Origin of the sequence: Collimonas sp., from assembly GCF_044339385.1 — a bacterium.
GTDB lineage: Bacteria > Pseudomonadota > Gammaproteobacteria > Burkholderiales > Burkholderiaceae_D > Collimonas.
This window is the reverse complement of the sequence record NZ_JBIIVN010000044.1, coordinates 1-15,678: the sequence shown is the minus strand read 5'-3', so window position 1 is coordinate 15,678 and position 15,678 is coordinate 1. Positions and strand designations below refer to the sequence as shown.

Sequence of the window (15,678 nt, the reverse complement as noted above, 5' to 3'; positions counted from 1 at the left end):
CTAGCTCCTTGAACTCCGCCGTGTACATCTGTTTTGGTATCTTCTTCATTGCTGGTCTTTCCAAAGGATCGTTGATTTTACGTTACCTATGGAAGACTAAATTTCGGGGGAAGCTCATCGCCCAGCTTGACCAGCAGCGAAGCAATCGTGGTATTTGAGCGGCGCAGCATCGACTTGGCCATCTCAGGGGTGACGCCATCACGCGCCTTGATCTCGTGATAGGTTTCCCAGTATTGGCGGAAGCGCGCATCGTCTTCTGGATTGACCAGTTCGAAATCGCGTCCGGCCTGCAGACGCAGACCAGCGCGCTTGATGCGCGCCTCGATCACTGCCGGACGGCCGATCAGAATCGGCCGTACCAGCTTTTCTTCGAGTGCGATCTGCACCGCGCGCAGCACACGCTCGTCTTCGCCTTCGGCATAGACGATGCGTTGGGGCTCGCCACGCGCCGCCACGAATACCGGACGCATGAACATGCTAGTGTGGCTGACGAAACGCATCAGCGACTGGCGATAAGCATCCATGTCTTTGATCGGACGTGTGGCGACGCCGGATTCTTCGGCAGCGCGTGCCACGGCCGGTGCAATGCGCAAAATCAGGCGCGAATCGAAAGGTTTCGGAATGATGTATTCAGGTCCGAAATGGAGTTCTTGTCCGACATAGGCGGACGCGACTTCTTCGCTGATCTCGGCCTTGGTCAGGTCGGCGATTTCGCGCACGCAGGCAACCTTCATCGCCTCTGTGATGCTGGTGGCGCCGCAATCCAGCGCGCCACGGAAAATATATGGGAAGCACAGGACGTTGTTGACCTGGTTCGGATAGTCTGAACGGCCGGTGGCGATGATACAGTCGGGCCGAGCTTCCAAGGCCAGTTCCGGACGAATTTCAGGTTCCGGATTGGCTAATGCCAGGATGATCGGCTGGCGCGCCATGGCCTTGACCATATCCGGCGTCAGGACACCCGGCGCCGAGCAACCGAGAAACACGTCGGCATCGACAATCGCGTCGGCCAGGGTGCGCGCATCGGTGGTTTGCTGATAGCGTTGCTTCGATGCATCCAGCTTGTCTTCACGCTTGTCGTGAATCACGCCGCGCGAATCGCACACGAAAATGTTTTCACGCTTGACGCCTAATTCCACCATCAGATCGAGGTAGGCGATCGCCGCCGCGCCGGCGCCAGAAGCCACTAGTTTGACTTCCCCGATCTTTTTGTCGACCAGTTCCAGGCCGTTTAACAGCGCGGCCGAGGAGATGATAGCGGTACCGTGCTGGTCGTCGTGGAAGACCGGGATCTTCATGCGTTCACGCAGTTTTTTCTCGATGTAGAAGCATTCCGGGGCCTTGATATCTTCAAGGTTGATGCCGCCCAGCGTCGGTTCCAGCGCGGCGATAATCTCTACCAGTTTGTCTGGATCGCGCTCGGCCAGTTCGATGTCGAATACGTCGATGCCGGCAAAGTTATGGAACAGGCAGCCTTTGCCTTCCATTACCGGATTACCGGCCAGCGGGCCGATATCACCCAGGCCGAGCACCGCGGTGCCGTTGGTGATAACGCCGACCAGATTGGCGCGCGAGGTGTACTCGACCGCAGTTTCCGGGTCTTCATGGATAGCCAGGCAGGCGTATGCCACGCCAGGGGAATAGGCCAGCGACAAATCACGCTGGTTCGACAATGGCTTGGTCGGCACCACGGCGATCTTGCCACGTGTAGGGCTGCGATGATATTCAAGCGCAGCGTCGCGCAGGGCCTGCTCGGTCGCAGAAAGGGTGGTGGGGGTGCTCATAAAAGTTCTCCTGAATACGCGAGTAAAAAATTCGTGGTCGCGACATTATCACAATATCCATCAGCGCGGGTCGTCGGCGTGCGAATCTGTGCCTGGATAAATACCAAGAGAAAGTGTGATGATTTGCGGGCTTGCGGCAAATGACGCTGCTCTACCCGAATGGTAGACGAATCTTTCGCCGCTTGCAGTAATGACAAACAGAATGTTGACAGATAGCTCAGCATTCAATCACATTGACCGCCAAGCCGCCGCGCGAGGTTTCCTTGTATTTGGTTTTCATGTCAGCGCCGGTCTGCATCATTGTCTTGATGACATTATCGAGCGACACATAATGCTTGCCATTGCCACACAAAGCCATGCGGGCGGCATTGATCGCCTTCACGGCGCCCATCGCATTGCGTTCGATGTAAGGGATTTGCACCAGTCCGCCGATCGGGTCGCAAGTCATGCCGAGATTGTGTTCCATGCCGATCTCGGCGGCGTTCTCGATCTGTTCGGTAGTGCCGCCCAGTACCGCAGCCAATGCACCTGCCGCCATCGAGCAGGCGACCCCGACCTCGCCCTGGCAGCCGACCTCAGCACCCGAGATAGAAGCATTTTTCTTGTAGATCAGGCCGATTGCCGCAGCGCTCAGCAGGAAGGTCATGATGCCATCTCGATTGGCACCGGGAATGAATCTGGTGTAGTAATGCAGCACCGCCGGCAGTGCGCCTGCGGCGCCGTTAGTCGGCGCAGTGACGATCCTGCCGCCGGCAGCATTTTCCTCATTGACTGCCATCGCATATAAATTGACCCAGTCGAGCATCGCCAGCGGATCGGCCAGCGACTCCTCGGAGCGCTCCTTCAACTGCCGGTGCAGCTCAGAAGCACGGCGCTTGACCTTCATCGGCCCTGGCAGTTCGCCGTCGGCAGAGCAACCGCGGCGTACCGAGGCCGCCATCACATCCCAGATACCGAGCATTTTTTCGCGTATCTCATCGGCACTGCGCCAGTGCTTTTCGTTTTCCATCATCAGGGCTGCAATCGTCAGGCCGCTGTCCGCACTCATGCGCAACAGATCGGCACCGCAATGAAAAGGATACGGCAACTCGCCTTCTACCTGAATGCTGCCGGCCTGCACTAAGTTGACGCGCTGCCCTTCCTTACTGACCACGAAACCGTCGCCGACCGAGTAGTACTCCTTCAACGTCATTACATTTGCGCCCGCATCCAGTGCTACGAAGCGCATGCCGTTAGGATGCTGGGGCAGCGCTTCACGACGGAAAAACAATACATGCTCCTTTTCCACGCAGCCGATCGGATGACTACCTTTCAACAACAATGTTCTGCTGCTGCGGATTTCCGCAAGGCGTGGTTCAACATGGTCGGGATTGATGCTATCCGGCAGATTGCCTTCCAGCCCAAGCAACACCGCTTTATCGCTACCATGGCCTTTTCCTGTGGCGCCGAGCGAACCGTACAATTCAATCCGCACCGCATGCACGGCTGGCAAGATGCCGATATCGTGCAGATGCGCCGCAAAACGGTTGGCAGCAATCATCGGCCCAACCGTATGCGAACTGGATGGGCCGATGCCGATCTTGAATAAATCAAATGCGCTAATGCTCATCAGTGTTCCGATTACGTGTGCTGCTAAAACAATATGAATGCCTTCATTGCAGTTGCTGGATCGGACGCTTCATCTCTACCGATCGCGCTGCTATTGATTAACGCATTTGCCCATTCACCTATTCGCCAGTCGACGAATGCTGCCACAAATTAATACCGCCATCCTGTGCCTGAACATCGATGGCAGCCAGTTCTTCTGCCGTAAAATCCAGACGCGCCAGAGCCGCCACATTTTCGCGAATCTGGGCCGGGCTGCTGGCGCCAATCAAGGTGGTGGTCACGCGCGGATCGCGCAGCACCCACGCCAGCGCCATCTGCGCCAGGCTTTGGCCACGCGCCTTGGCGATTTCGTTCAGTGCGCGCACCCGCGCCAGATTTTCCGGACTCAGATGCGCCTGCTTCAGCGAACCGCCGCCTGGGCGATTGATGCGTGCATCCTGCGGAATGCCATTCAGGTATTTGTCGCTCAATAAACCCTGCGCCAGCGCAGTAAAGGTAATACAGCCCATGCCTTCCTGCTCCAGCGTATCGAGCAAACCCTGCTCGATCCAGCGATTGAGCATGTTGTACGATGGTTGATGGATCAGGCAAGGCACTTTCCAGTCACGCAGCAGCTTGGCGGCTTCGGCAGTCTTGGCCGGCGAATAGGATGAGACGCCGACATACAACGCCTTGCCTTGCTGTACCGCAGTTGCCAGCGCACCCATGGTTTCTTCCAGCGGCGTCTCGGGATCGAAGCGATGCGAATAGAAAATATCGACGTAATCCAGACCCATTCGCTGCAAGCTCTAATCGAGACTTGCCAGCACGTACTTGCGCGAACCGCCGCCCTGCCCGTATGGACCTGGCCACATGTCCCAGCCGGCCTTGGTGGAGATGATCAACTCGTCGCGATAGGGGCGCAGGTCTTCTTTCAAAATGCGGCCGAAATTGATTTCGGCGCTGCCGTAGGGCGGCCCATAATTGTTGGCTAGATCGAAATGGGTAATCCCCAGATCGAACGCGGTATGCACCATTTCACGCTGGCGTGCCAGCGAGGTGGTATCGCCAAAGTTATGCCAAAGACCCATCGACAGCAACGGCAACTTGAGTCCGCTGCGGTCGCAAAAACGGAATTGCATGCTCTCGTAATGTTTGCTAGATGCGTGATAACTCATGACTGGAAATTCCTTTAACTGTATTAACTGCAGCGATACATATGCCGAAAACCCCTATCGCCGGCGAAAAATATAATTCATCCGACTGATCCGAGGCTTTCGATTTTATTGCATGTTGCCCAGCGAATAGCGCCCCGGTTGCGGCCACACTGTCAAGCCATGCGGCTCCATACCAACCGGGATCGATTTGACGCTGCCGCTGGTCGTATCGATTGCATAAACCACATCATCGAAACGGCCCGACAGCCAGAGCATCTTGCCGTCGGCGCTGACGTTACCCATGTCGGGACTACCGCCGCCGGGAATCGGCCAGTTCGCCACCACCTTGCGGGTAGCGAAATCGATCACCGAGATGCTGCCCTTGCCATGCCGCGCACCGTGAATTTTATTCGAACCGCGATTGGCGACATACAACTTGCTCGTCGCGGCTTGGATACAAACCATGCGTGCCGGTCCCGGTGTTGATGAAACCGATCTTGGTAAAACTGTCGCCGTCAACCACGTAGACGCCGCCAGCCATCATGTCGGCAACGAAAAACACCTTACCGTCGGGGGCGATGCGGATATCCTGCGGCATGCCCTTTTTATCTAATTGCAGGTAGCCGACCACCTTACGATTGACCATGTCGATCTTTGCCAGACGACCACCGAATTCACAGGTGAATAACGCGTATTTGCCGTCAATCGAGAAATCGGCGTGATTGATGCCCTTGCATTCCGGCACCGACAGGCTCGATTTCAATGCCATCGTATGCGGATCGCGAAAATCCAGCTGGGCGTGCGCTTCTACCACCACGATGGCTTCCTTGCCATCCGGGGTGAAGTACATATTGTAGGGATCCTCCACGGGAATTTGCTTGCCGGGTTTGGCGGTGGTCGGATCAATCGGCGTCAGCCTGCCGTCGGGCCTGCCTTCGGCGTTGTTCGCCACCCACAAGGTCTGCAGATCCCAGGCAGGAACCACGTGCTGCGGGCTATAGCCGACCTTGAATTTCTCGACCACCTTGAAGCTAGCCGGATCGATCACATACACATCATTGGAACGCAGGTTGGGGACATAAATGCGCGGCAACGCACCCGCCACCGCCGGACTGAAACGGCCGGCACCGGCTTCGCTGTACAAGTTAGCCGGATTGACTACCGGCGCCATGCCCGGCACCGTGGCAATTGCCGGTGCCGCGGATGCGCTACAAGCGATGCAGGCGACACTCAAAACGGCCAGTGCAGCGCCGACAGACGACGTCAAGCGGACTAAATGGCGCACATCAAAACGCATAATGAATCCCGTCATGCAAGAGGAAACAACAAAAAAAGTTCTGAGCTTCACTGACGAGCCGCCGTGTCTGCCTTGAGAGCCGCGACGGTCCGTGAAATAATCGCATCAATACCCAACTGCCCGAGTTCGGCGCTCGAACGACGCGGATCGCCACCATAGACTCCATCGGCAAGACCAGGTTTCTGGGCATTGCGCAATCGATCCTGGTGCACCATTTGCGGCGCCACCGCAAGCAGTAGCGAGGTATCCGCCAAGCCCGCGTGGGTGCCGATCTCATCGTCGCGAAAACCTCGCCGGCGCAGTATTTGCGCAAAGCCGTCCGAGCTGCTGGCGTAATATTCTGGCGGCGCAAATGCACGCACCGACGAACCAGACCAAGCTTTATTCAAGCTTACCACTACTTTCTTGGCATCGTTTTGGTAGCCGCCGTGATCGCCCAAAAAACAATATTCTTGAAACCATGAATCTTGAAGCTGTTGGCAGCTGACCCCAGCACTCTTGCAAAGACCTCATCCGGAATCGTGATGGTGCCGGGGAAGCGCATGTGCGATGTCGGCGGCGCGGTATTACCTTCGGGGACATAGGCGATTACCGGCGCAACAAAAGCATTGCCTAATCCTTCAGCGATACGTTGCGACAGTATTTTTACGCGCGCATTGTGCTTGCCGAGCGCGACATCAGGGCCGCTCTGTTCAGTAGCACCGATGGGAATAATGATGGTGGTCTTGCCAGCCTGAACCTGATCGCGTAATTCAGTCCAGGTGAGGTCCTCGAGGAAGACCGTTTTCGGTGCTTGCGCAAAAGCGCTCCGGGAAGTGGTGAGAAAAGTGCAGAAAAAAGCGGCGAGAAAAATCAATGAAACGACAATTCTTCTTACGGGGAAATGCATGCAGGTTCCTTAAGGAAAATACAAGTCAAATCTTGCCGGGGACATGCTGCTCAACGCTACGGCAGAGTTTTGGCGCAGAACGGCTGCCCACAATTCTACTCTTTCGCCGAGGACTATCAAGCAGAGATCAATCGATCGCATTCGGACGCACTCAACTTTCCTCACTTGCCAGTACCTCGATAGCCATATCAGCCATCCTTGCGATGCTTGTACTCATGGTATTTACGGGCATCGCCACGCACCTTGTCCGCTGGATACTTGGCGCGGTTGAGTATCATCTTTTCTTCCACCGCAAGGTTCAAGTCGACATCAAGCTTGTCGGCCAGCCGCACCAGATAAACCAGCACATCCGCCATCTCGTGGCGAACCTGCTCCAGCTTGGCAGCTCCCAGTTCCTCGCGGCTGCCGCTGTGTAGCCATTGAAAATGTTCGAGTAGTTCAGCAGCTTCAACGCACAGCGCGGAAGACAGATTCTTCGGTGTATGGAATTGATCCCAATCGCGCTCGTCGACAAAGGTTCGGATCGTTTCACGGAGCGCAAAAAAATCGCCGTGCGCTACTTTTTCTACCATAGTGATACTCCAATTTGAAAGTCTCCAGCCAGGATGCGTTCAACCGCGTTGTCGTCAAAAATCCGATCGCCACCTAGACATGAAGCGTGATGCGCGTCGTTAGCCCAGGCTTTGTATTCGAACAGAGTAGCGAACAGGTTTGATGAGTTCATGGCGGCTGGCGCGTGATGGAAGGTAGCGAGATGCTCAACGCAATTCCATCATTTTATGGGAAGCGTAGTTCTTTTGCCGACCGATTGCGCGCAGCTGCCCGGCACCAAGAATTCGCCTCATGCTCCGGTATGCCCTACAATCGCGGCATGAGTCATTTAGATATCCTATTGCCATTCGGCTTGCCGCCGCCAGAACTGGCGCGCGATTTATTGCGTGAATTGAAACTGCCTGCGCTCGCCACTCTGATGACACGGGTCAAATCCGGTCATCATCGCCGCCGGTTTGATGATTTTGCCAGAGCCCTGCCGCATGAAGCCTGGCTGGCATCGCAATTCAAGTTACCGACCTTCGGTACCGGCTCTGGCTCTGACGCCGAGCATCATCAGAACAGCCCCGCGCTGGCATGCGCCACCATGCGCGCGCTTGGCTTGACTGTCGATGACGGCGTCTGGTTCCTACTGCATCCATCCCATATTCATATCGCACGAGATCATCTTGTGTTGACCGACATTCGCCAGATCAACCTGTCCGAAGCGGATTCTCGTAGCTTATTCGACGCCGCTGAGCCGTTGTTTGCCGAAGTTGGCAAATCGCTACGTTACGCGAACGCCAACACCTGGTTTGTCCGTGCCGACGATTGGCAAGGCTTGCTGACCGCCACTCCCGATGCCACCTGCGGCCACAACATCGATATCTGGATGCCGCAGGGGGACGCTGCCGCAGCATGGCGCAAAGTGCAGAATGAGGTGCAAATGATATGGTTTGCGCATCCGCTCAACGAGCAACGGGCACTGCAAGGACTGCAAGCCGTCAATTCTTTGTGGCTATGGGGCGGAGCGACCGCACTGCCGGCGCCGACCGCATCAGATGCGCGACGCGACGTATTCAATCTGCCAGACGGTTTTGCCGGACTAGGCCAGTATGCTAAGACTGCCTACGTCAACGCCAGCGCTGCCGATATCATCACCACCAAACCCGAACACGCGCTGCTCACTCTGGACCAGTTGATCGAGCCAACGCTGACAGGTGAATGGTCTGCCTGGCTGCAACGGCTACAAGGCCTCGAAGATGAATTCTTCGCGCCGCTGCTGCAAGCGATGCAACGAGGCCGGCTGGACAGCCTGTCGCTGCACATCACCGACAACACCCACCTGCTTGAAGCGAGTGCCAGCCGCTTCTCAATCAAGAAATTCTGGCTCAAGCCATCACTTACCGGCTTACTGCCAGCGCATTCATCATGACTCGTATCGTTACCCGCCCCTACCCTTTCCGCGACTCCGAACGGCTGCGCCAAAGCGGCATCCATCCGGTGCTGGCACGCGTCTACAGCGCGCGCGGCCTGCTTGACGTCAAGGAACTGGAAAGCGAACTGACCGCATTGATACCGCCGTCCGGGCTGCTGCACATCGACGCTGCGGCTATCTTCCTGGCCGACGCGATCGCCGCAAACAAGAAAATGGTCATCGTCGCCGACTACGATTGCGACGGCGCCACCGCCTGCGCGGTCGGCCTGCGCGGCTTGCGGCTACTGGGCGCAAACATCGATTTCATCGTGCCGAATCGCTTTGAATACGGCTACGGCCTGACACCGGAAATCGTCGAACTGACCGCACGTGAAAAGTCGCCCGACATCATCGTCACGGTAGACAATGGCATCGCCAGCATCGACGGCGTGGAAGAAGCCAACCGGCGCGGCATCGAAGTGGTGGTGACCGACCATCACTTGCCAGCAGATACGCTGCCGGCAGCGGCAGTCATCGTCAATCCGAACCAGCCGGAATGCGGCTTCCCGAGCAAGAACCTGGCCGGTGTCGGCGTCATGTTCTATGTCTTGCTGGCGCTGCGCGCCGAAATGCGCAAGCGCGGCGTGTTCGATGCCAAGACCCAGCCGAAACTGGACGTGCTGCTCGATTTGGTGGCGCTCGGCACCGTCGCCGACGTCGTCAAGCTCGACGCCAACAACCGCATTCTGGTCGCGCAAGGCTTAACACGCATGCGCTCCGGCCGCATGCACGCGGGCGTTGCGGCGCTGTTCCGCGCCGCTGGCAGAGAAGCGCGCCGGGCGACGCCTTTCGATCTCGGCTTTGCGCTGGGCCCGCGCCTGAACGCTACTGGCCGCCTGGCCGACATGGCGCTCGGCATAGAATGCCTGACCACCGATGATGAAGGTCGCGCCTGGGCTATCGCCCAGCAGCTCGACACCATCAACCGCGAACGGCGCGATATCGAGGCTGGCATGCAAGATACTGCGCTGGCGTTGCTAGACGATTTCAAACCGCAGGACAGCACCACCATCAGCGTCTTCGACGCCTCCTGGCATCAGGGTGTAATTGGTATCGTCGCGTCGCGTTTGAAGGACAAGTTCTATCGCCCGACCATCACTTTCGCCCCCGGAGGAGAAGGACTGATCAAGGGCTCAGGCCGCTCGATTCCCGGCTTCCATCTGCGCGACGCGCTGGATCTGGTATCCAAGCATGCGCCCAGCCTGATCCACAAATTCGGCGGCCATGCGATGGCCGCTGGCCTGACGATCCGCGCCGATGCGTTCGATGCCTTCGCCGCCGCCTTCGAGAAGGTCGGCCGCGAATGGCTTGGACAAAGCCACTTAGAACGTGTGATTGAAACCGACGGCCCGCTGGAAGATGCCTACTACACCACCCAGTTCATTGAATTGATGGATGGCCAGGTGTGGGGCCAGGGCTTTGCTCCGCCACTGTTTTGCGACGAGTTCCGCGTAGTCAGCCAACGCATCCTGAAGGAAAAACACTTGAAGCTGCTGCTGGAGCGCAATGGCACGCGCTACGATGCGATCTGGTTCGGCCACACCGATGAATTGGGCAGCAAGGCCAAAGTCGCATTCCGCCTGGATGCGAATGAATATAACGGGGTGACCAAGGTGCAGTTAATGGTTGAACACGCTGAGCCGGTCTAAAGCGACGGCTTTGCCAGCCAGGAAGCCACAGACAATTAATTAGGGTCAGCATTAATTAGGGTCAGAGTCGAGCATTAATTAGGGTCAGAGTCGAATTATTGCCTTAATAATTTTACGATGTCCCTGATTAAACCCCATTTAATTCGACTCTGACCCTAATTAAATCCCTGACCCTAATTAAATCCCTGACCCTAATTAAATCCCTGACCCTAATTAAATCCCTGACCCTAATTAAATCCCTGACCCTAATTAAATCCCTGACCCTAATTAAATCCCTGACCCTAATTAAATCCGACTCTGACCCTAATTAAATCCCGGCCCTAATTTTGACCTCATTCGGCACAAGGACACTCGGGAGTCGGATTCCCATCGTTGAGGATCATGTTGTGCTTCTGCAGGACATCGGGAATGCCTGTGTGAGACATATTGCGGACAAAAAAGGAGATTCTGGAAAATGATCATCGCACCGGTAAAAACTGCAGGAAGGTGCCGCCCACCAGGTTCTGGACATAGCTGATGCCGGCACGCCGGTATTTTTCGGTAGTGAATTCTGCCAGCAAATCGATGCGCGCGATGATCTTGCCGAACTCTCTTTCGAAACTAATGTTGTGCTCGCTCTCCGAGATATCGTTCGACAATAATAGCGGCTGGCCGACGGCATTTTTTCGACTGCCAAGTATCCAGGCCGCGATCTCCATGTTGCGGGCGGCGTTGTACAGATATTGCGCGTTGAGTCCGTCAATCAGATAAAAACTGGTTTTGCCGCCGTGGGCGACGATGATCATGTCGGCTGCGCCGTAAATGAAGGCGGCTGCGCGGTCGCCACTCAAATTCGGGTCCAGCGTCAGCGATAGCGCTTGTGCATCGTGCTTGCCTTGCAGCTCTGGCCAGGGCTGGCGTGTCTCGACCGCTTCGCGCACGCGTTGAAGCGCCGCCTCACGACTGACCGCGCTCTTTTTCCACTCGCCCGGATTACGTCGATATAACTTGTCGAGCAAGCGGTACAGGCTATCAAGATTGTCGCGCATGGCAAGCGTGGCGATGCGATTGACGTCGGATTGCGCCAGCTCGCTGCCGTTGGCCGAAGCCCCTTTGACCTGGCCGTGCGGCGCTGGCGTTGGCGCTAGAAAACTGCAGGCACCGAGCATCATGCATAGCGAAATTGGCGCGAGAAAAAATAGCAAATCGAGATTCAGGCGACCACATTGTGGCTTAATTGACATAAGAGGCAGAGCCTTACAGATAAATGATCCAGCCTGCAAACGATTGTAGAGCAGAGTTGCCGGATCGATATCCGCGTTGTGACGATGCTTCACATTTTTGCGTATTTGCCGAAAAAAATCAGTCAAACCGTAGCAAAACGCAAACAGCGGCGCCATCGGTGACAGCGCTGGCGTATAATTTAGGGTTTGATTGCAAAAGAGCCAAAAATGGAAGCCGAACGCTTAAATTCCCTGCAAAACCTGCTATCCGACCTGACCAGTCGCGAAGCCGAACTTCGGAGGTATCTTTGACTTCGATACGAAGTTAGAGAAACTCGATCAAGTCAATGGCGAACTGGAAGATCCGGAAGTCTGGAACGACCAGAAGCGCGCGCAAGACTTGGGCAAAGAAAAGAAATCGCTGGAAGCCATCGTGCTGGCGCTGACCAAGATCGAAGCCGATCTGCGCGACACCACCGATCTGTTCCAGATGGCCCGCGAAGAGCAGGATGAAGAAACGATAGAAGCGGTCGAAGCCGATACCGAGGAATTGCGCAAGCTGGTGGAAGGCATGGAGTTCCGCCGCATGTTCAGCAATCCGATGGACCCGAACAATTGCTTCATCGATATTCAAGCCGGCGCCGGCGGCACCGAGGCGCAAGACTGGGCATCGATGCTGCTGCGCCAGTATCTGCGCTACTGCGAACGCAAGGGTTTCAAGGTCGACATCCTGGAACAATCCGACGGTGAAGTCGCCGGCATCAAGACCGCTACGCTGAAGGTCGAGGGCGATTATGCCTACGGCTTTCTGCGCACAGAAACCGGCGTTCACCGTCTGGTGCGCAAGTCGCCGTTCGATTCCGCCAACGGCCGCCACACGTCTTTTTCGAGCTTGTTTGTGTATCCCGAAGTGGATGATTCGATTGACATCGAAGTCAATCCCGCCGATGTCCGCGTCGATACCTATCGTGCCTCCGGTGCCGGTGGTCAGCATATCAATAAGACTGACTCGGCAGTGCGTTTGACCCATACGCCGTCCGGGATTGTGGTGCAATGCCAGAATGACCGCAGCCAGCACCGCAACCGCGCCGAGGCGTGGGACATGCTGAAAGCCAAGCTGCACGAACTGGAACTGCGCAAGCGCATGAGCGAGCAGCAAAAGCTGGAAGACTCGAAGACCGATGTCGGCTGGGGCCACCAGATTCGCTCCTATGTGCTGGACCAGTCGCGCATCAAGGATTTACGCACCAACTTCGAGAGCGGCAATACCAAGGCCATCCTCGACGGCGATCTTGACGACTTCATTGCGGCTTCGCTGAAACACGGCGTATAAGCTGCAACAGGCGCATATAGCCGTATGTAGCGGCGCCTGGCCGCAGAATCGCTTGCAAATTCGGCAACGAAGCGTGTCGCAAACAAACCATGTCCGCAACACGCCCGCCACCGCCGTACCACAGACGTACACCACAGACGTTTCACCGCATCATTTAAAAAGACACTGACATGCCGACAGACAATCAGCAGCAACCTGTCCCGCAAGACGAAAACAAGATTATCGCGGAACGCCGCATCAAGCTCGGCACCCTGCGCAGCCAGGGTGTGGCCTTTCCTAACGACTTCCGCCCAACCCATAAGGCAGACGCGGTGCAGGCAGAATACGCCAGCCAGGACGGCGAAGCGCTCGACGCCGCTGCCGTCAAGGTGATCGTCGCCGGCCGCATGATGCTCAAGCGCGTGATGGGCAAGGCTTCCTTCGCGACCCTGCAAGATGCATCGGGCAGCAAGGCTGATGGCCGCATTCAGTTGTTCATCACCAAGGAAAACATCGGTGAAGACAATTACGACAGCTTCAAGCACTATGACCTCGGCGACATCCTCGGCGCCGAAGGCACGCTGTTCAAGACCAAGACTGGCAAACTGTCGATCAAGGTCACCACGCTGCGGCTGCTGACAAAATCGCTGCGCCCGCTGCCGGACAAGTTCCACGGTCTGACCGATCAGGAAACCAAATACCGCCAGCGCTACGTCGACCTGATCATGAACGAGGACACACGCCGTACCTTCAAGGCGCGCACTGCGGCCATGTCGTCGATCCGTCGCTTCATGGAAAAGAACGACTTCATGGAAGTCGAGACGCCGATGCTGCACGCTATCCCCGGCGGTGCTGCGGCCAAACCGTTCATCACGCACCACAACGCGCTGGATATGCAGATGTTCATGCGTATTGCGCCTGAGTTGTACCTGAAGCGGCTGGTGGTCGGCGGCTTTGAGCGCGTCTTCGAGGTCAATCGTAATTTCCGTAACGAAGGCGTATCGCCGCGCCACAATCCCGAATTTACGATGATGGAGTTCTATGCTGCCTACGTCGATTATCAATGGCTGATGACCTTCACCGAACAGGTAATCCGGCAGGCAGCGATCGATGCTCACGGCACCGCCACCCTGACCTACCAGGGACGCGAGCTGGATCTGGCCAAGCCATTCGAGCGCCTGACGATTGTCGGCGCCATCAACAAGTACGCGCCGCAATACCAGGACGCGCAGTTGCAAGACGCCGAGTTCATCAAGGAAGAACTGAAGAAATTCGGCGTTAAGCCGCACGCTCACGCCGGTCTCGGCGCATTGCAACTGGCGCTGTTTGAAGAAACCGCCGAGGCGCAGCTATGGTATCCGACCTACATCGTCGACTACCCGGCTGAAGTATCGCCGCTGGCACGCGCTTCAGACACGGTGCCAGGCATCACCGAACGCTTCGAACTGTTCATCACCGGCCGCGAAATCGCCAACGGCTTCTCCGAGCTGAACGATGCCGAAGACCAGGCCGCGCGCTTCCAGGCGCAAGTTGCCGCCAAAGATGCCGGCGATGAAGAAGCCATGTATTACGATGCCGACTATATCCGTGCGCTGGAATACGGTATGCCTCCGACCGGCGGCTGCGGCATCGGCATCGACCGCCTGATGATGCTGATCACCGACTCGCCTAACATCCGTGACGTGATTCTGTTCCCGCATCTGCGCCGCGAAGACTAAACGCAGAAAAAAACGCAAACCACAATAAAAATCCAGGCTCAAGAGCCTGGATTTTTGCATTACAGCCCCCTACCCGATGGAGCCTGGATAGTAACGCCGCCAATCTTCGGCCGACCTGACGTCAGCGCAGGCCAGCGCTCAAGTCAACGACCGCCGTTGATCCGAGAGTATTTTCTCAGCGCCTTTTTCCGCAACCATCATGACCGCCGCATTGATATTGCCGGAGGTAATATTCGGAAAAATCGATGCGTCTACCACCCGCAAGCCTTGCACGCCATGCACCTTCAAGTCGCTGTCGACGACCGCTGTCCGGTCATCCGGGCCCATCGCGCAGGAGCCGCAAAGGTGATATATCGAGCCAGCCTGTTCACGGAAGAACTGCAGCATGCTGGCCTCATCGGTCACGGTTGCAGCTGGTGATACTTCTTCGACGATGATTTTTTTAAAGGCTGGAGCCTGGATCATCTTACGGATCAGGGCACTGCCCTGAATCGCTTCGTCGCGGTCTTTTTGCGTACTCAGATAGTTCGGCATGACCTTGACCGGGACTGTGACGTCGTTGGCGGCAATTTCAATCGCACCGCGGCTGCTGGGCCGGCAGGGATTAAAAAACAGCAAAAAACCGGAATAAGGATCAGGCTTTAGCTTGGCCTTCGGGTTTTTCGGTATCTGGTAAGAAAGCGGATTGAAATATAACTGCAGATTCGGATGTTTTTCCTGCTCGCTTCCCCTGAAGAATCCCCCCCGCCTGATTGACGCTCATCGCCAGCGGGCCGCTGCGTTTGAACAAGTATTGAATGCCCGCCTTGACCTGGCCGAAGAGCGAGCCCAGATCATCATTCAAGGTTTTCTTATTGGCTTTGAAATAGAACGACACGCACAGATGGTCCTGTAGATTCTTGCCTACTGCAGGCGCGTGCCGCACCAGTGGAATATTGTGCTGGGCCAGCAAAGCGACGTCTAAAGTGGACCCATCTGTCCAGACAAATATCTGCATAGTTTAAGAAGCACTTCCTGCCTCCAATACAGCTGCGCGGCGCTGTCCCGGTTTTTCTGTTGCTCTTGGTGTTGCTGT

General features: G+C 56.4%; 7 protein-coding genes and 5 pseudogenes. 4 read left to right on the top strand and 8 right to left on the bottom strand.

Translation table 11 applies throughout. From position 1 onward, the window contains the following. Positions 1–116: 116 nt before the first annotated feature. The 6 genes and pseudogenes from ACIQ0R_RS05105 to ACIQ0R_RS05080 form a co-directional block, all read right to left on the bottom strand. Positions 117–1,784, bottom strand: a pseudogene (locus ACIQ0R_RS05105) (NADP-dependent malic enzyme); the annotation flags it as partial. A 217-nt stretch (positions 1,785–2,001) separates the two neighbouring features. Continuing rightward, positions 2,002–3,393: an L-serine ammonia-lyase gene (locus ACIQ0R_RS05100; RefSeq protein WP_395824453.1), complete on the bottom strand. Its 1,392-nt coding sequence runs from the start codon at positions 3,391–3,393 to the stop codon at positions 2,002–2,004. Between the two features lie 118 nt (positions 3,394–3,511). Then, positions 3,512–4,549, bottom strand: a pseudogene (gene mgrA / locus ACIQ0R_RS05095) (L-glyceraldehyde 3-phosphate reductase). A 105-nt stretch (positions 4,550–4,654) separates the two neighbouring features. Further along, positions 4,655–5,699: pseudogene (locus ACIQ0R_RS05090) on the bottom strand (hypothetical protein). A 173-nt stretch (positions 5,700–5,872) separates the two neighbouring features. Then, positions 5,873–6,714, bottom strand: a pseudogene (locus ACIQ0R_RS05085) (creatininase family protein). 188 nt (positions 6,715–6,902) lie between these two features. Then, positions 6,903–7,286: a nucleotide pyrophosphohydrolase gene (locus ACIQ0R_RS05080; protein ID WP_395824450.1), complete on the bottom strand. Its 384-nt coding sequence runs from the start codon at positions 7,284–7,286 to the stop codon at positions 6,903–6,905. A 281-nt stretch (positions 7,287–7,567) separates the two neighbouring features. Between ACIQ0R_RS05080 and ACIQ0R_RS05075 the strand changes: the two genes are divergently transcribed. Then, positions 7,568–8,680: a hypothetical protein gene (locus tag ACIQ0R_RS05075; RefSeq protein WP_395824447.1), complete on the top strand. Its 1,113-nt coding sequence runs from the start codon at positions 7,568–7,570 to the stop codon at positions 8,678–8,680. Continuing rightward, on the top strand, positions 8,677–10,371 hold the full coding sequence (gene recJ / locus ACIQ0R_RS05070) for a single-stranded-DNA-specific exonuclease RecJ (RefSeq protein WP_395824444.1): 1,695 nt from the start codon (positions 8,677–8,679) through the stop codon (positions 10,369–10,371). The genes ACIQ0R_RS05075 and recJ overlap by 4 nt, the downstream gene beginning before the upstream one ends. 458 nt (positions 10,372–10,829) lie before the next feature. Here the strand turns inward: recJ and ACIQ0R_RS05065 are convergent, their stop codons facing one another. Next, positions 10,830–11,594, bottom strand: coding sequence for a hypothetical protein (locus ACIQ0R_RS05065; RefSeq protein ID WP_395824441.1), 765 nt, complete (start codon positions 11,592–11,594; stop codon positions 10,830–10,832). A 207-nt stretch (positions 11,595–11,801) separates the two neighbouring features. On the opposite strand from ACIQ0R_RS05065, the gene prfB reads away from it, so the two are divergent. Together prfB and lysS are read left to right on the top strand one after the other, a co-directional pair. After that, a protein-coding gene (gene prfB / locus ACIQ0R_RS05060) for a peptide chain release factor 2 (protein ID WP_395824438.1) occupies positions 11,802–12,906 on the top strand; the annotation gives its coding sequence in 2 pieces (ribosomal slippage) (positions 11,802–11,882 and positions 11,884–12,906; 1,104 coding nt in all). Between the two features lie 170 nt (positions 12,907–13,076). Further along, positions 13,077–14,603 (top strand): lysine--tRNA ligase, encoded by a 1,527-nt coding sequence (lysS, locus tag ACIQ0R_RS05055; RefSeq protein ID WP_395824435.1) that lies wholly within the window; start codon positions 13,077–13,079, stop codon positions 14,601–14,603. Between the two features lie 138 nt (positions 14,604–14,741). Here lysS and ACIQ0R_RS05050 read toward each other — a convergent pair. After that, positions 14,742–15,564: pseudogene (locus tag ACIQ0R_RS05050) on the bottom strand (GMC family oxidoreductase); the annotation flags it as partial. Positions 15,565–15,678 lie beyond the last annotated feature (114 nt).